The sequence below is a fragment of the endosymbiont of Ridgeia piscesae genome (genome assembly GCF_001443665.1).
Lineage (GTDB): Bacteria > Pseudomonadota > Gammaproteobacteria > Chromatiales > Chromatiaceae > Endoriftia > Endoriftia persephonae.
On the sequence record NZ_KQ557127.1, the window covers coordinates 51,357 to 69,824 of the forward strand.

Here is an 18,468-nt window from a genome sequence, read left to right on the forward strand (position 1 = left end):
CTGTGAGCAATTCGCCTGATGTCTGAACTCCCCATAGAAAGCGTGATCGATGCTCTGCGGTGCTGCCTTGCCGATGGCAGTCGCGCAGTCCTCTCCGCTCCACCCGGCTCCGGCAAGACTACCCTGGTGCCGCTGCGCCTGCTCGACGAGCCCTGGTTGGCGGGGCAGAAGATTCTGTTGCTCGAACCCCGCCGTCTGGCCGCTCGGGCTGCCGCCGCGCGGATGGCGGATCTGCTGGGGGAACGAGTCGGTGAGACGGTCGGATACCGCATCCACCTCGATACCAAGGTATCGCGCCGAACTCGCATCGAGGTGGTCACCGAAGGGGTGCTGACCCGCCTGCTGCAGCGTGACCCCGAGCTGTCGGGAATCGGACTGCTGATCTTCGACGAATTCCATGAACGCAGCCTGCATGCGGATCTCTCTCTGGCGCTGGCGCTGGATGTGCAAGGGGCGCTACGGGAAGAACTGCGGCTGCTGGTGATGTCGGCCACCCTCGATGCGACGGCGGTCTCGGAACTACTCGAGGGCGCGCCGCTGGTGGTCGGCGAAGGAACCTGCTACCCGGTAGAGCTCCACTATCTTGGCGATCCTCCCCGTGGCCGTCGCATTGCGGAGGCGGTTGCCGCCGCAGTGCTGCAGCTGTTGCCGCAGGAGTCGGGAGACCTGCTGCTATTTCTGCCTGGTATCGGTGAGATTCGCCGAACCCTTTCGCTACTGCAGCAGCGCTTGGGAAATGACTCTGAGGTGATGCTCTGTCCCCTCTATGGTGATCTCGATCGCGCCGCCCAGGACCGTGCGATCCAGCCGGATCCAGGGGGGCGTCAGCGGGTTGTGCTGGCTACCTCCATTGCCGAGACCTCACTCACCATCGAGGGGGTCAGCGCGGTGCTCGACAGTGGTTACTCGCGGCGGCCGCGGTTCCTGCCAGGGCTGGGCTTGACCCGGCTGGAGACCCTGCCGGTCTCCCGCGCGGCGGCGGATCAGCGTGCCGGGCGGGCAGGGCGGCTTGGGCCGGGGCGCTGCTATCGGCTGTGGGGTGAATCACGCCACGCCAGCCTGCCGGCGCAGCATCTGGCAGAGATCCGCGAGGCCGATCTGGCACCGCTGGCAATGGAGCTGGCGCAGTGGGGCATACAGGCCCCAGACGATCTGCGCTGGCTCGATCCGCCACCGGCTGCGGCTTATGCTCAGGCCCGCGATCTGCTGATCCGGCTGGGGGGGCTGGACCGGCAAGGTCGTCTGACTGCGATCGGCAAGCAGATGGCAGCCCTGCCATTGCACCCGCGCCTCGCCCATATGGTGCTCTGTGCGGGTTCGTCGGCGGATCGTAGTCTTGCCTGTGATCTGGCGGCGTTGTTGAGCGAGCGGGATCTGCTGCGTACCGGGGCCGGGGCGCGCCAGGTGGATGTGGATCTACGTCTGGCACTGCTCGAACAGTGGCGTCGGCGGCATCGGAAAGGGGCGGAGCTGGACGCGGCGGCCAGCAGTCGGGTCGACCGGAGCAGCCGCCATTGGCAGCGGTTGCTGGGTGAGTGGCGCGGCATGCAGAGCGCCGGGGTGAGCGGCACTGCCGCACTGCTGGCGATGGCTTATCCCGACCGGATTGCGCAACGCACCGGCCATGGGCGCTTCCGGCTGACATCTGGGCGTGGCGCGCTGCTGAGTGAGAATGATCCGCTGGCCGCTGCCCCGTTTATCGTGGCGGTACAGCTCGATGCTGGTCGAACCGAGGGGCGGGTGATGCTGGCCGCGGAGATTACTGAGGCGGAGATCCGCGCCCTTCCCGGTGTTGAGCTGGAGCTGCGGGAACGGATCGAGTGGGATACCGCGCAGCAGGCGGTTGTTTGCACAGAGGAGGAGCGTCTGGGAGCGCTGGTGCTCTCCATGCGGGTGCTGGAACGGCCCGATGCCGAGGCGGTGCGTCGCGCGATGCTGGAGGGGATCCGTCAGCTGGGATTGGCCGCGTTACCCTGGAATGACAAGTTGCGGCAGTGGCTGGCCAGGGTCGACTGCCTGCGTGCTGCTGCGCCGAATCAAGAGTGGCCCGACCTCTCGGAAGCCCGGCTTGTCGCGACCCTTGAAGTCTGGCTGGCGCCCTGGCTGGATGGGATCTCACGGCGTTCTCAGCTGCAAAAGATCGATCTGCACGGGGCCCTGTTGAGCCTCCTGAGTTGGGATCAGCAGAGGGAACTCGATCGGTTGGCACCAACCCACCTCCAGGTGCCGAGTGGTTCGCGTATTCCGCTGTACTACGAGATGGGAAAGGCGCCGGTGTTGGCGGTGCGTCTGCAGGAGATGTTTGGGCTGGGTGAAACGCCGTCACTCTGTGGTGGGCGGGTTCAGCTGATGCTGCATCTGCTCTCGCCCGCGCAGCGTCCGATTCAGGTAACCCAGGATCTGCGGGGCTTCTGGGAACGTACTTATGCCGATGTCAAGAAAGAGTTGAAGGGACGCTACCCGAAACACTACTGGCCCGATGATCCCTGGTCGGCAGCAGCAACAGCGCGTGCGAAACCACGGCGTAGTCGCTAATCGCCAGGGTTCTGACGGCTGAGTTGCTGCTCCAACTGGAGCAGTTGTGCACGGGTGTTGACGTTGGTGAAACGCTTAGGGCAATCGGAGAAGTCGGCCTGAGCTAGCTTCTGGGTTTTGAACCAGCGGTAGACGGCGCGTCCGCCCTGATTGAAGTAGTCGGCCATGGCCGGCTGGACTCTGCGCCTGATCAGCGAGATGACCGGGTGCAGACGCTCGCCATCATGCGGGCAACAGAGATCGGCGGTTTGCGCCTCGAGGCATTGTAGCAGGCGCGTGGCAAGATCTCGGGGCAGCAGGGGAGTGTCACAGGGGACGGTCAGGATCATTTCGCTGTCACAGGCATCGAAGGCGGCCAGCATGCCGGCAAGTGGCCCTGCATAGTCCTGGATTGAGTCGGGGAAGACCGGGAAGCCGAGCGCGCGGTAGTGCTCTAGATTGCGGTTGGCGCTGATGATCAGGTGATCGGCCTGCTGCTCGATAGCTTCGATGACGTGGTCGATCAGGCGTTGGCCATGCATCATTTGCAGGCCTTTGTCATTGCCGCCCATGCGGCTTGCCTGGCCGCCGGCGAGAATAACGGCTGTGATAGCGTGAGTGTTACCCATTTTTTTCAATTTGGCTATGCGGCGCTGGCGTGATGGCACTGGGTTGGTGTGAATAGATGATACATGTTCCAGAAATCCATTTTGATTCGAGTTCGCGCATAAATAATTGTTTTATTCCGCCGCCATAGTGGGGTAGTGCATCTAGCATCGGTTGACCTACTATTCGTAGGTGCTTTGGCAAAGGTAAATTTTTAACAAACGGCAGCAGACTGCCATATAGAGACCAAAAAGGAGAGATCACAATGAGCAATGTCGTACCGGTACGTCGTTTCAACACCATCTTCGATCATGTCAATGTCGATTACGACTGGGAGTATAAGGCGGTCTGGGTCAATCTGAAATATCCTGGCCGCCCTTGCATGACTCGTGCCCTTTTGCAGGATGTGGATCAGGTACAGAGAGAGGTCAAAGAGCTGGCTGAGCAGGGATATAAAAACGGTGACGAAAACCGGATGCGCTATCAGGTGCTGACCTCTTCACTGCCAGGGGTGTTCAATCTCGGCGGCGATCTGGCTCATTTTATCGATCTGATCAAGCGCAGAGATCGTCAGGGACTGCTCGACTACGCAACCTCCTGCATCGATATTCTCTTCCCCTCCTCGCAGGGCTACGGTATCCCCTTTACCACCATCACGCTGGTTCAGGGGGAAGCGCTGGGCGGTGGCTTTGAAGCAGCCCTCTCAAGCAATGTGTTGGTGGCTGAGGAGGGGGCCACCTTTGGATTCCCCGAGACGGTGTTCGGCATGTTTCCGGGAATGGGAGCGCTCAGTTTTCTCTCCCGTAAGCTGGCACCAGCCTTGGCGAAGCGGATTGTTGCCTCCGGCAAGGTCTATTCGGCTGCCGAACTCTATGAAATGGGGGTGGTGGATGTGTTGGCCCCGGCGGGTGAGGGACGTCAGGCAGTGATCAACTATATCCGCCATCAGCAGACCCGGGAGAATGGCTTTGTCTGCCTCGATAAGGTGATGGACCAGATCAATCCGGTGACCTACCAGGAGTTGATGAACATCACCACCCTGTGGGTTGATGCCGCACTGGATCTGACTGATAAAAACCTGCGCCTGATGAGCTATCTGGTGAATGCTCAGGAGCGTCGCTGGAATGCCGAGGAGGAGGCAACCCAGCAGGTGGCGGGTTAAGGGGTGTTGCTTCTGCGGGCCTGTTTTTCGATTTGCTTCTGCAGTGCGGAGAGGGCTTCCTGGAAGTTCGCTTCGATATCAGCGAGGTAGTTTGTGCCCCAGTGCTCGAAGGCGTTGGCTTCGATCTTGTTGGCCCGGCTTGCTGTTGTCATCAGTTTGATCAGGCCGAGGTTGGCGGCGCTACCTTTTAATGCATGGGCCTGATCACGGTAGAGCTCGATATCGTTGTTGGTCAGGGCTCCGTGCATGAGCTGAATGATCTCCGCACCGTCGCGTTTGAAGTTGTCGAGCAGTCGTTGCAGAAAGCTGCCATCGGTATTCAGCGCGATGAGCTCCTGCAGGATCTGCTGATCGACCAGCGTATGGCTGCCTATGGTTTTTTTATCAACTCGTGTCAACATGTCGGTGCTGCGCTGCTCATTGCTCTGTATAGTGGTGGCGCTGCGTATGGTATTGAGGAGTTTGGCTGATGAGATGGGTTTGGTTAGGAAGAATCTGATCCCAGCCTCACTGCACTTCTCTCGGGCCTCGGGAGTTGCATCGGCGGTGAGCATGATGAATGGGGGTTCGTTTGCAGAAGCATGGGCAAAACGGTAGAGCTTGAAGGCTTCAAGCCCACTCAGGACGGGCATGTTCATATCGAGGATAACAACATCAAATGACTCTTTTTCGAGGGCCTCGAGCACTTTCGAGCCATTGGTGACCAGCTCGCAATCGTGTCCGGCGTTCTCCAGCATGCGCCCTATCACCATGCGATTGGTCGCTTTGTCCTCTCCGACCAGTATGCGGACACGCGGATTGAGTGCGTTTTCGTTTGAGACCTGATTGGCCAGATGAATGACATCTTCACTGCCATACTGCTCGGTTTGTGAGGCGTGCAGGGCGTTAAACAGGAGCGCCTTGTCGAGGGGCGAGCCCAGGGTGTAGATCTGGTTGTCCTTGTCGCCGAGTGGATTGAGTGGTGCATTGGGGGGGTAGATCACAAGAATGGTGAGCGCGGACAGGGCAAACTTTTCGCGCAATGATTCGAGTACGATCCGTACATGCCGGGTGATGCTTACCTGATCAATGATCAGTACCTCAAACGTTTCATTCTTCTCAAAACTGTCACTCAGATGCTGGATTAGTTCCGAAGTGGTGTAGACATCCTGATAAGCGATGGACCACTCGTCGAGATACTGGGCAACTTCAGTGTGAGTGGCTTGATGCGGGCACATACGCAGGACGTTACAGCTTGCGAGGCTCTTATCCTGCGCCTCGATTATGCTTTGGGAATCCTCTTTGAACTCGATGTCAAACCAGAAAACAGAGCCGAGCCCGGGGGTGCTTTGCACTCCGATTCGCCCCCCCATCAACTCAACCAACTGTTTGGCGATGGAGGTTCCAAGGCCGGTGCCGCCGAAGCGTCGCGTAGTGCTTTCGTCCGCCTGACTAAATTTTTGGAAGATGGCGTCCTGTTTCTCCTTCGGGATGCCGATGCCGCTGTCGATGACTTCAAAACGGATCAGTGCCCGTCCCTGCTGGCTGCGCAGCAGGTTGCAGTGTAATTCGATGCTTCCTTTGGGAGTGAATTTGATGGCATTGCCAAGCAGGTTGATCAGGATCTGTCGCAAGTGGTGTGGATCGCCGATCAGTTTGTAGGGAGTATCCAGACCGATCTGGCTGTTCAGCCGTAGGGATTTCTGCGTGGCATGGGACTTGAGCATGCGCAGGGTGCCGTGGATCAGGGCATAGAGATCGAAGGGCGTATGCTCGATGGTTAGTTTGCCGGCCTCGATCTTGGATATGTCGAGGATGTCCTCGATCAGATGGAGTAGGGTCTCGCCGGATGTCTGAATGGTTTCAACGTACTCTTTGGCGGCTCTATCCAGATCGCAGGTGCGCAGCAGCTCGCCGGTACCGATGATGCCGTTGAGAGGTGTCCTTATCTCATGGCTCATGCGGGCGAGGAAATCACTCTTTGCGCGATTGGCGTCCTCGGCCCTTTTCTGTTCCTGTTTGAAGCGGCGGATGAATACAGTGGCGTATCCCGGGAGAATGAAAAACGAGAGCAGCAGTCCGACACCAAAGAGGGGGTGTTCAAGCCAGAATGTGTTGTTTGCCAGGACATAGCCGAAGCCGGTAACCGAAAGGACAACTGACAGGTAGAGATAGCGCTCGCCATAGCGGAAGGCGTTGCCGAAAGTCACCCAGAGATAGACCCATACCCATGGGGCCAGCAGGTTGCCGGTGAAAGATGAGACCAGGCTGAAACCCCAGATATCACTGATGATACCGATAATGCGTCTGGGCTGGGAGACCCGGGAGGAGACCCTGATCGACAGGTAGATCAGCGAGGAGAAGATGAGAAACCCGGCAACCAGCTGGATGGTAAGTGCACCTGGATCGCCAACTGAGAGATCAGACGGAGAAGTCAGCAGCAGATAGAAGAGAACGGCGGCAGAGAGTACAATTCTGACAAGCGCCTGTTCGCGCTCGGAGATGAGCGACTTTTCCAAATCATCAGGCATTTTTCCTTGTTGGCGCATCGCTTGATGTCATCTGGTTTGATATCTAAACATGCAGATAGGTCCCCTCTGGAGCCGGTCTTTCCACCCCGGTCGCTGGATTTTCGGCACCTTGGGCGAAAAAGACAAAAAACTGCCGCGCCATGATAGCTGAAATTCTGATTCCATTGTGAGAAGGGGGGCGAGTTTTGCTTTCTGGTCCACAGGTTCTTGCCTATAATCCCTCCCCGTCAGACATTGTGAGTCTGGGAAAGGTCGGGTCAACAAATAACAAAGGTGTTCAGCCTCATGTCAATCGAGTCCGTTGTTATCGAAGCCATCGCAAAACAGAAACAGTTGAGTCTGGATGCGATTTCGCTGGATTCCAAACTGCAGGATCTTGGTGTCTCCTCTCTGGACGCGATTACAATCGTCTACGAAGTTGAAGAGGCCTTCGATGTCGAGGTGCCTAATGATGCGCTCGAGCGTCTGGATCGCGTTAAGGATATTGTAGAAGGTGTCAGTCGGTTGCTGTCCAAAGATACGGCAGGTTGATGAGGCGGGTTCTCATAACCGGCCTGGGAGTGGTCTCCCCGCTGGGAAACGATATTGGATCTTTGAGTGCCAGTTTGCGCAGTGGCGCCAGCGGCATTCACAGGCTGAGACGTATTGACACTGCAGATCTTAAGGTGCAGATCGGTGCTGAGGTAGATGATGCAGTCTTTGCCGATCCTGACAGTGACTTGAATTATTCGCATCTGGACAGATTTTCCAAATTTGCCGTCAAGGCGGCTGCTGAGGCACTGCTCGATTCAAAATTGCCCCCGGAGGCGTTTGAGAGGATGGCGGCAATCATCGGTACCGGTTGCGGCGGCAAGGAGACCGATGAGGAGACATACTGCAGACTCTACAAGGAGGGTAAGTTACGGGCCCATCCGATTACCATTCCCAAAGGGATGCCGAGCGCTGCGGCCAGCCAGGTGAGCATGCAGTTTGGTATCCGTGGTCCAGTCTTTTGCGTGACCAGTGCCTGCTCTTCTTCAGCCCATGCCATCGCCCAGGGGGTGATGATGATCCGCTCAGGGATAGCCGATGTGGTGATTGCTGGTGGAACCGACGCCCCCTTTACCTTCGGTCTGCTGAAAGCGTGGGAGGCCCTGCGCGTGCTTTCCCGGGATACCTGCCGTCCCTTTTCTGAAGATCGTTCAGGACTGGTGCTTGGAGAGGGGGCCGGCATGTTGGTGCTGGAGTCTGAATCCCATGCGCTGGCCCGGGGGGCACAGGTACATGCAGAGCTTGCTGGTATTGGGATGAGCTCCGATGCCTCCCATATCACTGATCCTTCTGTGGACGGGGCAGTACGGGCAATGCGGCTGTGTTTACAGGATGCTGGAGTTTCTGCCGATCAGGTGGACTATATCAACGCCCATGGCACCGCGACCAAGGCCAATGATGTGAGTGAAACTGCGGCAATTCGCAAGGTGTTTGGCGCGCATGCAGAGAAGCTCAGAGTCAGTTCGACCAAGTCGATGCATGGCCATGCGCTGGGTGCTGCCGGAGGGATTGAGCTGGTCTCGACAGTGCTGGCTATGCAGCAGGGGTTTGTACCTCCAACGACCAATTTCACCCGGCCAGGAGAGGGGTGTGACCTCGATTATGTGGTGAATGCTGCTGAGCCGATGGAGTTCGACTTGGCCCTATCTAACTCCTTTGCCTTTGGCGGATTGAATGCTGTATTGGCAGTTCGCCGGTTTCAGAATTAAAGCCTTGTCTAGAGCTGCAGGGGTGCGGATGCGGCCCTGATCTCTTTTTCTCAGATCAGTCTGGCGCATCCGGCTTGCGATAGAGAAACTGACCGTTACCGAATATTTCGCCATTCATCGGGGCGAAACAGGCCTTGCTCAGAGAAAAATAGTCGTTCCAGTAGCGGATCGCTTCCGTATCGAACCCCTCCTGCTGTAACACATCGATATGTTCCCAGAAGCGGCGGTGCCACTCGTCGAGGGTATGCCAGTAGTTCATGCCATTGATGAACCAATGGTTTTCCAAGTTTAGATGTTCTGTCTGCTGGGCCAGTACCTGGTAGGGCCAGATACGCCCTCCTGGAAAATATTTATCAATCAGGGTGTTGCTGGATGAGAGAAAACGTGTGATTGGTTGTTTTGAGACGATCAGATGGTGGAAGCTTGCACCGCCGGGTTTTAGGAGGCGGGTGATGCGGGCAAACAGTTGCTGCAGATTTTTAGCATGCTCCAGCACACCGATCGAGGTGACGAGGTCGTACTCAGCGATGCCCAGTTCTTCATCGGAGAGTTGATCAAGTTCCGCATTGATCAGCCTGAGCCCTGCCGCAGCAAGGGGATGATCGGGATCGCCGGCCTGCCGTCGGATATAGTCGGCTTGGGTTCTGCTCGCCGTCACTGATGTAATGTTGAGCTTTGGAAATCGCTCCAGCAGGTAGTGTTCAAAAGAACCAAAGCCGCAGCCGATGTTGAGGACTCGCTCGTCGCCCTGGATATTACATCGCTCACAGATCCGCTTAAATTTCTGCGTCTGGGCCTCCTCCAGAGATAACTGGCTTGCCTGTGCTGCGTCACCCGTCTCATCGAAATAGGCCATGGAATAGGCGAGATATTTCTGGTCCAGGAAGTTGCTGAAGAGGGTCTCTGATTCGTTGTAGTGCTGCTCCATCAGTTGCTCGGTGACTTCCCAGGTGGGGCCTTCACTGGCGCACTGAATGAACGGCTCAAGTGCATCTGGGGATGTCGGCTGTTGAGCATATTCTCGGGAGAAGAAGCGGGTGAGGCGGGACTCGAGGGTAGCAAGCTCCTCTGATCCATAAGGGTGTATCGGAGTGTCGATGTGGAAGCCTTCTGTGTGAGTTGGATTCAGCTGGTACGCACCGTTCAGGAGCGCCGGGAAGCTGAATTCTCTCTCTCCGAGAGGTACTCTGTAAAGCGTGTACTGGTGAGCGCATAAACAGATTTCATCTGCTCCAGTAGTCCGGGGGCCTTTTCATCAAAACTCTTGTCGTCGATTCGTGTGGCACTGAGGCTCATCTCATAGAGCGCAAAGGCTCCTAAATGGCCTGCGCTATCAACCAGCAGATGGGCATGGTAGCGAAATGCGGGAGCGTCGCCCGTATTGAGGGTCGTCTCCATCTGCTCCAGAATCTGGTTGCTTTCGAGGGTAAAGCGGTTTACCAGATCGGCAATAAAATCGGGCGCATTGCCAAGATTTTCCAGGTTGTCGAGGACCAGAGTGTCCAGGATCTCTGGATTGTGAAAACGGGTTGTGGCCTGACCTGGCCGCTCCTCGATGAGTGCTGAGTTGTCTGACTCCGGTTCTCCGGCAAGGATGGTCTCAGTGAGCACTTTGAGAAATTCATGGGACTCGATGGGCTTGAACATACAGGCGTCAGCCCTAACCTGTTCACACTCTCTTACAGTATCTGGAGTGTTCTGCTCACTGATGACGATGAACGGCATCCAGCGGGTGACAGAGCGGGTGAAGTGGTGGAGTTTGATGACCTGGATGCCGCTCATTACGGGCATTGCCATATTGACGATGGCCAGGTCAAAGTGGTGGCTCTCGAGAGCATCGAGCGCCTGCTCCCCATTCTCCACTGTATAAACTTTATGACCGGCGCGTTTCAGGATGCGCTCCATTAGATTGCGGTCGCTGGCGTTGCTTTCAGCCAGGAGAATGTCTTGTGGTGGCAGCACGGGCTGCTGCTGTTTGTGCAGTCGCCCCAGCAGGCTGGTGATCTGTGTGCGTTCGTCGCTGATACCGTGTTGCGAGCGTATTGCTGCAAACAGCAAGGATTTGTTCAGCGGTGTCTCCAGGATATGAGTGTAGCCGGAGGCGGAGAGACGTTCCCGGTAGCTTTCAGGTTGACGGGGGCCGATGTAGATCAGAATTAGTCCAAAAAGCCTGGGTTCCTGGTCGATCGCTGTAGAGATCTGGATCGGGTCCACATCAAGATGGCGCTGGTCGACGATCATTACGCTGAAAGGGGTCTCGTCAGGATTTTCCAGTGCGCCGAAGATGGTGGCGAAAGCGCGTATGCTGTTGGGTACAATGCGGAAATCGTGGTTCCATTCGCCGAGAAACTCACCCAGGCGCTCGGCATGGGTTGAGTCATGGGAGAGCACCAATACTCGCTGTTTGCCCTGCGGAGTTGCCAGTATTTCATCACTGTTATTGGTGTTGGATTCAGAGCGTCCATCTTCTACGCTGGATGCCGCGCGCTCCTGCATTACTGGCAGGTCAGTGAGCGGAGTGCCGGTTGAGGTGCGAGCATCCAGATCGTCGTAGGTATCGAGTTCGTTGATCGCCGAGGGCGTTAAATTGTTAAGGATCGAGGCGAAGAATGTGCTGAAACCGATAAAAGCAAGGATCACCCCAATGCCCTGCGCAAGATGAGCGCCATCAAACGGAATGTTGATGAATGCAGCGGCGACTCCAAAGATTGTGGTGGCCAGTGTGAAATAGAGATAGGAGGTGCCGAAGTGGTAACCATTGCTAGCAATGAACAGAGGGTAGAGCGCGACGAGAAAAAGCCCCTGATCACCGGAAAAACGCAGTAGCAGAGAGATTGAGGCGATGTCGACGAGTATCCCAAACAGCCGTCGCGGCTTGGATGGAACCGGTGAGTTGATGATTCTGACCAGTAGCGCTGCTGAGATCAGGATATAACCACAAGCAACGAGAAAGGGGACTTTTGTCAGACTGAAGTCAAAAAATAGATAACTTTGAGCCGCAAACCACACAAAAAGTGGCACAGAGATCAACAGGCGGATACCTGCATGCTCTATCTCCAGGTCGGGGAATTGATTCAACCCGGGTAGGACATTGTGTTGTGATTGGCTCCGTTTATCCATCAGGCGTCCTTGGTAGTCAGTTACTGTTTACCTTTGGTTCTTTGGGAAGGTCTTTGAGGATATCGCTAATGTCACCTAAGCGCCGCAGGAAGGCATCGGCACAATCCGGATCGAAATGTCGGCCTCTTTCGTGAGCCAGATATTCTAACGCCTCAGATTTGGACCAGGCGGGCTTGTAAGGACGTTTCGAGACAAGTGCGTCGAATACGTCTGCAACGGCTACAATTCTTGCCTCTAGAGGGATACTGAAACCACGAAGTCCCATCGGATAACCGCTGCCATCGAAGCGTTCGTGGTGGTGAAGCGCGATGATTGCCCCGGTTTGCAGATAGCTTGACGGGCTATCTTTGAGAATGCTGTGGCCATATTCGGAATGGCGTTTCATTACATTCCACTCTTCTGGCGTCAGTTTTCCCGGCTTCAGCAGGATATGATCCGGGATGGCAATCTTGCCAAGATCGTGCATCGGCGCGGAGTGGCGGATCAGCTCTTGCTGTTCCTGGGAGAGGCCGATCTCTTCGGCGATGAGTGCACTGTAGCGGGATATTCTGAGGATGTGATTGCCGGTATCCTCATCCCGAAACTCGCCTGCCTTGGCGAGTCGAAAAATGGTCTCTTTTTCTCTGCGCTCCAGCTCCCGGGTTGTCTCCTTCACCTCCTTCTCCAGCCAGCAGGCGCGATCCTTGATGATCTGCTGTTGGCGGCGCATGGTCAGCAGGTTTTTGCAGCGGGTACGGCACTCCGGGTGGTCTATGGGCTTAGCGAGAAAATCAGTAGCACCAGACTCTAACGCCTTGTATCGGATCGATTTATCCTCGACACAGGTGATGATGACTACAGGCACGTCGCTGCAGCTGGGGATTTTTCGCAGCCATTGGATGAATTCGACCCCATCCATGTTGGGCATCTTGAAATCGGTAATGACCAGGTCGACCGGATTCTCTTTGGCCCAGCTGAGGGCGCTGATCGGGTCTTCGAAGGCCCGCGTGATGATGGTGGCGCCTATTTCGATGGAGCCGATGAGCTCCTCAAGGATCATTCGACTTATCGCTTGATCATCGATGATGAGAACCTGGGGCATAGTAGATTCCAGCTGTTTCCCTTTTATCCGTTCCGCTTGTGAGTGTATTTCTGGCTCATTTCGGCAATGACTAGCTAATGATAACAGATGCCCTGTTTGAGTTAGCACCCATACCTATCGGAATTGTGAAATTGTTACAAATCAGAATTAGACTAATTCCCTGCTTTGTATGTCTGCTTCCTGGTATCAGGCTTCACGCAGCACCTCCTCTAGCAGGCGCTTCAGAGTATTGGGTTCAAAGGGCTTTCCGGTGATTGCGGAGACGCCGGCCTCGCGCGCCATGGCGAGGCGGTGTTCATTAGACTCACTGGTCAACATGATGACCGGCAAGCTTGGCTGATCACTGCTGTTGCGGATGAAGTGCGCCAGTTCCTGGCCATCCATGCGTGGCATATTGTAGTCGGTAATCACCAGATCGAAATAGTGCTCCCTGACCTGATAGGCTCCCTCTTCGCCGTCTCGGGCCTCAGCGATCTGTTCGACCCCCATCGCTTCCAACACCCGACGGGCATGTTTTCGCGCCATATCGCTGTCATCCACCAACAACACCTGCAGTGACTCGGGTTCGAGATTTTCGAGGGTAATGTCAGGGCTGTCGATGAAGTCGAGGGTCGCCTGGAGCGCGATCTGCAAATCATCCTGGCTGAAAGGCTTTGGGATGATTGCCACCGCGCCCGCCTGTTTGATCGGGTCGAGATAGCGGAAGCAGGTCTCGCTGGAGATCAGGATGAAAGCGATATCGGCCAGTTGGCTCTCTTTTCGCATGCTGTGCACCAGATCGGTGCCGGTCATATCGGAGAGGTAGAGGGCGCTGATCACCAGATCGGGAGGGGTACGGCGCATCTCCTCGAGGGCGCTGGCGCCATTTTTCAGCATATCGATGGTACGCACCCCCAGATTGTGCAGATAACGCTCGACGATGTGGCTCTGGGTAACTGAGGGTTCGATCACGATGACAGACAGCTCATTCATCTCGATTCTGTTCATCGCACGCGCTCCTCGCTTGAAAACATAATCATCAACATCCCGGCATATTCGACAGGCTGGAATTCTCTCCAGTAGATTACGGCAGGCGAGGCGTTTTCTTCAGGTCGCAGAATAGTCGGCTTTGCACGGCCGGCATTGGCCCGTAAAATCGGCGCTTCCGATAAATCGAGGGCCTCACGGTGCGATTGAGCGTTGATCAGTTCCGCAAATGGAACAATAAGTGCGTCACCCTGATGGGGATGTCCGGGGTGGGCAAGACCCGTCTCTCCAATATCCTGCGCAACAGCAACTGGTTCCACTATTCCGGTGATTACCGCATCGGTACCCGCTATCTGGATGAGGCGATCCTGGACGAGATCAAGGCCCAGGCGATGCAGATCCCGGCCCTGCGAGATCTGCTGCTCTCCGACTCCATCTTCATTAACCACAATCTCACTGTGGATCACTTGAAGCCGGTCTCCGCCTTTCTCGGCATGCTCGGCAACCCGGAACTCGGCGGTATGCCCCTGAATGAGTTCAAACGCCGCCAGCGACTGCATCGCGAGGCGGAGATCGCGGCGATGCGGGATGTGCCCGCCTTCATCCACAAAGCCAACAAGATCTACGGCTACAGCCACTTCATCAACGATGTCGGTGGCAGCCTCTGTGAGCTGGATGAGCCCGGGGTGATCGAAGGAATCGCCGAGCACACCCTGATCCTTTACATTCAGGCCACCGAACGGGATGAGACAAACCTGATCGCGCGTGCCGAGAAGGCTCCCAAGCCACTCTACTATCGGGAGGAGTTCCTCAATGAACAGCTGCAGATCTTTATGCAAGAGCAGGGCCTCTCCTATGTGGCGATGATCGAACCGCTGGAGTTTGTGCGCTGGGTGTTTCCACGCCTGTTCCGTGCGCGTATCCCCCGTTACGAACAGATCGCCCGGGAGTTTGGTTATACCGTCTCCACCGATGAGATCAGCCTGGTGCAGAATGTGAATGACTTCCTCGCCCTGATCGAGCGGGTGATCGCCCGTGAGTCGAACACTGAAAATGAGCAGGAATAGCGCATGCCTTTAGTTGCCCACTCGAAACTTCCCACCTTTGAACGACTGCGCGAGGAGGGACAGAATATCCTGCCGCCGGGGCGGGCCATCGAACAGCATATCCGTGAGCTGCATATCGGCCTGCTCAACATGATGCCCGATAAGGCCCTGGAGGCTACTGAGCGGCAGTTTTTCCATCTGGTAGGGGAGGCCAACCAGATTGCACAGATCTACATCTACCCATTTACCCTGAATGAACTGCCGCGAGGAGCGAAGGCCCAAGCGCATATCGAGCAGCACTACAGCGCGTTTGAAGAACTGAAGGAGAAGGGACTGGATGCCCTGATAATCACCGGTGCCAATGTCACCCACCCGAACCTCTCCGAAGAGCCCTTCTGGGGGCCGCTCAACCAGGTGGTCGACTGGGCGCTGGAGAATGTCACCTCGGTGCTCTGCTCCTGCCTGGCGACCCATGCGGTGATGCAGTTTCACCACAACCAGCGACGCACTCCAATGCAGGGCAAGTTGTGGGGAGTCTTCAACCACCATGTGGTGGATCGCCACCATCCGCTGGTCAACGACATCAACACCCGTTTCGATGTGCCGCACTCCCGCTTCAACCAGATCAGCCGGGAGCAGTTTGATCAGGCGGGCCTGAAGGTGTTGGTAGAGAGTGCAGAGGCGGGGGTGCATCTAGCGGTGAGCGCCGACGGCCTGCGGGTAGTCTACTTCCAGGGGCATCCGGAGTATGACACTATCAGCCTGCTGAAGGAGTACAAACGCGAAGTGATGCTCTACTGGGAGGGGCACAGGTCCGAGTATCCGCCATTTCCCGACAATTACTTTCGGCTGCGTGACCAGGCGATCCTCGATGAGTACCAGGATCATCTGTTCAGTGCGAAAACGGCAGGCGGGTCAATGCCAGAGTTTCCCGAGGCGCTGGTTACCGCCTCTTTGCAAAACACCTGGCACGATACAGCCGAGGCGGTACTCGGCAACTGGATCGGCACCGTCTATCAAGTGACCCACCAGGATCGCCGGCTCCCCTTCATGGAAGGGGTCGATCCAGAAGATCCGTTGGGTCTGCGAGGCGTGTGAGCGCGGCTGGCCGGATCGATGCCGTCCTGCTCGACATGGACGGCGTACTCTACCACGGTGAGCGGGCGCTGCCCGATGCGGCGAGCTTTATGCGGCGTATCGCCATTCTGCCGCATGCCTTCATCACCAACAACCCGATCCTGCCGCCAGCTGCGGTGGCGGAGAAGCTGGCCCGGCTCGGCTTCGAGCGCCCTGATCCGGCACAGATCATCACCTCAGCCCAGGCCACCGCCCTCCATCTGGCCGAGCAACAGCCCGGCTTTCGCTACTTTGCAGTGGGCGCCGCTGGATTGCACCAGGCGCTGGCCGAGGTGGGCACTGCCGATCAGCAGGCGGCAGATTTTGTCGTGGTGGGGGAGGGCGCTGGGCTCGACTATGAGAATCTCACCACCGGTATCAATCTGATCCTCAAACAGGGCGCCCGTCTGATTGGTACCAATCCCGACACCACAGTGGACGCAACCATTGATGGTTGCCATCGTATCCTGCCCGGTGGAGGGGCCCTGCTGGCGCCATTTGCGATAGCCACCGGAGTGGAGCCGCTGATCATCGGCAAGCCGCAACCCTTGCTGTTTGAGATTGCTCTGCAACGGCTGGGAATTGAGACGGAGCACTGCCTGATGGTGGGGGATCGTCCCGATACCGATATTGCCGGTGCGGCGCGCTTGGGAATGCGAACAGCACTGGTCAGAACCGGTCGCTTTGCTCCGGGGAAGCCCTGGCCTGAAGGTTTGCCGCGCCCGGATTGGGATTGCGATAATCTGGAGCAACTGAGCGACGCTCTGACGCTGCTGCTGTCAGGCTAGATGGTGTGAAATGGTGCTGGGAGCCGGGCTCTGTCAGGGCCCTTTTGCGCAAAGAATTGCGCGTGGAAGATGGCGGAGCGGACGGGACTCGAACCCGCGACCCCCGGCGTGACAGGCCGGTATTCTAACCAACTGAACTACCGCTCCACTGGAAGAAGCGCGGCAGTATACGGCTTTTTTTGAGCAGGTCAACATCCATCACAGAAAAACCACTAACTATTTGTTGTTCGCCGTATCCAGCCAACTGCCCCACAGCTCAAACAGATGGCGATTGGTGGCTGCGATCGCGATTTTGGGGTGCAGGCTTTGGTTGTCGTCAGCGTTGGCCATGAAGCTCTCCTGCAGGCGGCTGAGGCCGCCTGCTTCGCTGAAGATCAACCGTCCCGCCGCATAATCCCAGAGGCGTGAGCTGCCGTGCAGGTAGAGCTGCAGTCGGCCCGCCGCCAACCAGCACCAGTCGAGTGCGATACTGCCGATGCTGCGTTGAGAGCGATAGGGTGGCTCGCTGACCAGGCGGCATCCCAGTTCCGGAGGCAAACGCTTGAGATCCACCATAGCGATGCAGTCGCCCAGGGTCGAACGTCTCTCGTTCAACTGCAGCGGGGTTCCGTTGAGCCAGGCACCTTGGCCGGTGATGGCGTGAAAACACTCACCCCGGAGTGGATCGTAGATCAGCCCCAGTTCGGTATGATTGTTGCGAATCAGCGCCAGGGAGACGGCGAAACAGGGCATGCCGGTGGCGAAGTTGGTGGTGCCATCGAGCGGGTCGAGCACCCAGAGTCCCTGAGTGGTGTCTGCCAGCAGGGCGCTCTGTTCGTCGCTTGGCATCTCCTCGCCGAGGACGGGGATCTGCGGGTGGAGCTGCGTTAGCTGCTGTTGTAGCTGCTGCTGCATCGCCAAATCCGCCTCGGTGACCAGTGAGCCATCCGTCTTGGTTTTGATGCGGCTGTGCTGGAAGCGGGGCAGCAACTCTGCATCAGCGATCTGGGTGAGCAGCGATCTGATCTCGGTGAGGTTGATTGAGCTGGATATCGACATGGAGAGAGGGCCAATAATTTGCGTAATCGCAACGACGGGGTGGGAATCCAAGGCTATTCTTAGCTCGATTCGGGCCATTAACCATACCTTTTGTTGGGAGCCAATACATGCTATTTGATGTCGATGAGGCCACACGGAAGCGGGCCAAGGCCCCGCATGAGATCTTCATGCTGAATCTAGCAGGGTTTCATCTGATGATGGCCCCGGCGGCGATCGTCATGGATGTGGGTTATCTGGGGTTTCTGATCCCCCTGGCCCTCTCGCTCTGCATCATCGCCTTACTTTGGATTCGCGCCACCACGATGACTGAGGATGTGTCCTGGTTTGTGCGCATGCATTGGCGCCTGGCGGCGAATCGTACACGCATCCTGCTGGTGGGTTATCTGATCAGCGGTACTATCATCGGCCTGGCACTGCTGGCGACCTCCGGCAGTGACAAGGGCGGAATCATGATGGTGGCTCTCTCCCGGGTTGCGATCGTACCGGTGCTGTTGACGGTGATGGCCTGCTTTGTGCTCGAATCGAGTGGCATCTACCAAGCGCAGCGTTTCGAGGTGCCGGATGGGCTGGTGAAGCGATTCCCGCCACCGGATGATCTGCCACGGTGGGAGGCACCGGAGGTGGTTGGCAGCTCCCAAAAAGATGCCGGTGTAGGCTGACTCAGCCCGACTATTTTTTGTCTGAATTGCAATGGCGGCATCCCCGGATTGGGAGGTCGTTATGGGGTTCCCATTCGGCATTTGCTTAAGAGGATCTGATTTGCGGCCGCTAACTCTGCATTA

15 protein-coding genes and 1 tRNA gene are annotated in these 18,468 nt (G+C 57.0%); 8 read left to right on the forward strand and 8 right to left on the reverse strand.

Going from position 1 to position 18,468, the window contains the following annotated elements:
- Positions 1-18 precede the first annotated feature (18 nt).
- On the forward strand, positions 19-2,535 hold the full coding sequence (gene hrpB / locus Ga0074115_RS08015; protein WP_057956028.1) for an ATP-dependent helicase HrpB: 2,517 nt from the start codon (positions 19-21) through the stop codon (positions 2,533-2,535).
- Here the strand turns inward: hrpB and mobA are convergent.
- Complete coding sequence (gene mobA / locus Ga0074115_RS08020; RefSeq protein ID WP_060528395.1) at positions 2,532-3,143, reverse strand: molybdenum cofactor guanylyltransferase MobA; 612 nt, start codon at positions 3,141-3,143, stop codon at positions 2,532-2,534. The two genes, hrpB and mobA, sit on opposite strands and share 4 nt — an antisense overlap.
- Positions 3,144-3,385: 242 nt before the next feature.
- Here mobA and Ga0074115_RS08025 point away from each other — a divergent pair, with 242 nt between their 5' ends.
- On the forward strand, positions 3,386-4,282 hold the full coding sequence (locus Ga0074115_RS08025; RefSeq protein ID WP_060528396.1) for a crotonase/enoyl-CoA hydratase family protein: 897 nt from the start codon (positions 3,386-3,388) through the stop codon (positions 4,280-4,282).
- Here the strand turns inward: Ga0074115_RS08025 and Ga0074115_RS08030 are convergent.
- Positions 4,279-6,792 carry a hybrid sensor histidine kinase/response regulator gene (locus tag Ga0074115_RS08030; protein WP_232432978.1) on the reverse strand — a complete coding sequence of 838 codons (2,514 nt, stop codon included), beginning with the start codon at positions 6,790-6,792 and terminating at the stop codon, positions 4,279-4,281. The genes Ga0074115_RS08025 and Ga0074115_RS08030 overlap by 4 nt on opposite strands.
- 285 nt (positions 6,793-7,077) lie before the next feature.
- On the opposite strand from Ga0074115_RS08030, the gene Ga0074115_RS08035 reads away from it, so the two are divergent.
- Together Ga0074115_RS08035 and Ga0074115_RS08040 are read left to right on the forward strand one after the other, a co-directional pair.
- The gene (locus Ga0074115_RS08035; RefSeq protein WP_057955783.1) at positions 7,078-7,323 is read left to right on the forward strand and encodes an acyl carrier protein; all 246 of its coding nucleotides are present in this window, start codon (positions 7,078-7,080) and stop codon (positions 7,321-7,323) included.
- Entirely contained in the window at positions 7,320-8,531 is a 1,212-nt protein-coding gene (locus tag Ga0074115_RS08040) for a beta-ketoacyl-[acyl-carrier-protein] synthase family protein (protein ID WP_087959753.1), read from the forward strand. The genes Ga0074115_RS08035 and Ga0074115_RS08040 overlap by 4 nt, the downstream gene beginning before the upstream one ends.
- Positions 8,532-8,586: 55 nt before the next feature.
- On the opposite strand, the gene Ga0074115_RS08045 is transcribed toward Ga0074115_RS08040, so the two are convergent.
- From Ga0074115_RS08045 to Ga0074115_RS08060, 4 genes are all read right to left on the reverse strand, one after another.
- Positions 8,587-9,459 (reverse strand): class I SAM-dependent methyltransferase, encoded by an 873-nt coding sequence (locus tag Ga0074115_RS08045; RefSeq protein ID WP_057955781.1) that lies wholly within the window; start codon positions 9,457-9,459, stop codon positions 8,587-8,589.
- A gap of 215 nt (positions 9,460-9,674) precedes the next feature.
- Complete coding sequence (locus Ga0074115_RS08050; protein ID WP_060528398.1) at positions 9,675-11,651, reverse strand: response regulator; 1,977 nt, start codon at positions 11,649-11,651, stop codon at positions 9,675-9,677.
- A 16-nt stretch (positions 11,652-11,667) separates the two neighbouring features.
- Positions 11,668-12,732 (reverse strand): response regulator, encoded by a 1,065-nt coding sequence (locus Ga0074115_RS08055; RefSeq protein ID WP_082626783.1) that lies wholly within the window; start codon positions 12,730-12,732, stop codon positions 11,668-11,670.
- A gap of 186 nt (positions 12,733-12,918) precedes the next feature.
- Positions 12,919-13,719: a response regulator gene (locus tag Ga0074115_RS08060; RefSeq protein ID WP_057955779.1), complete on the reverse strand. Its 801-nt coding sequence runs from the start codon at positions 13,717-13,719 to the stop codon at positions 12,919-12,921.
- A gap of 179 nt (positions 13,720-13,898) precedes the next feature.
- Between Ga0074115_RS08060 and Ga0074115_RS08065 the strand changes: the two genes are divergently transcribed.
- Genes Ga0074115_RS08065 through Ga0074115_RS08075 form a run of 3 tightly spaced genes read left to right on the forward strand, consistent with a single transcriptional unit; the run spans position 13,899 to position 16,648 of the window.
- Positions 13,899-14,765, forward strand: coding sequence for a hypothetical protein (locus Ga0074115_RS08065; protein WP_057955778.1), 867 nt, complete (start codon positions 13,899-13,901; stop codon positions 14,763-14,765).
- 3 nt (positions 14,766-14,768) lie between these two features.
- Entirely contained in the window at positions 14,769-15,842 is a 1,074-nt protein-coding gene (gene metA, locus Ga0074115_RS08070; protein WP_057955777.1) for a homoserine O-succinyltransferase MetA, read from the forward strand.
- Entirely contained in the window at positions 15,839-16,648 is an 810-nt protein-coding gene (locus tag Ga0074115_RS08075) for an HAD-IIA family hydrolase (RefSeq protein WP_082626782.1), read from the forward strand. The genes metA and Ga0074115_RS08075 overlap by 4 nt, the downstream gene beginning before the upstream one ends.
- Positions 16,649-16,718: 70 nt before the next feature.
- Here the strand turns inward: Ga0074115_RS08075 and Ga0074115_RS08080 are convergent.
- Both Ga0074115_RS08080 and Ga0074115_RS08085 read right to left on the reverse strand, forming a co-directional pair.
- Positions 16,719-16,795: transfer RNA gene (locus tag Ga0074115_RS08080), tRNA-Asp, on the reverse strand.
- Positions 16,796-16,864: 69 nt separating this feature from the next.
- Positions 16,865-17,686 carry an inositol monophosphatase family protein gene (locus Ga0074115_RS08085; protein WP_057955776.1) on the reverse strand — a complete coding sequence of 274 codons (822 nt, stop codon included), beginning with the start codon at positions 17,684-17,686 and terminating at the stop codon, positions 16,865-16,867.
- A 107-nt stretch (positions 17,687-17,793) separates the two neighbouring features.
- On the opposite strand from Ga0074115_RS08085, the gene Ga0074115_RS08090 reads away from it, so the two are divergent.
- Positions 17,794-18,345, forward strand: a complete 552-nt coding sequence (locus tag Ga0074115_RS08090) for a hypothetical protein (RefSeq protein ID WP_057955775.1) — start codon at positions 17,794-17,796, stop codon at positions 18,343-18,345.
- Positions 18,346-18,468 lie beyond the last annotated feature (123 nt).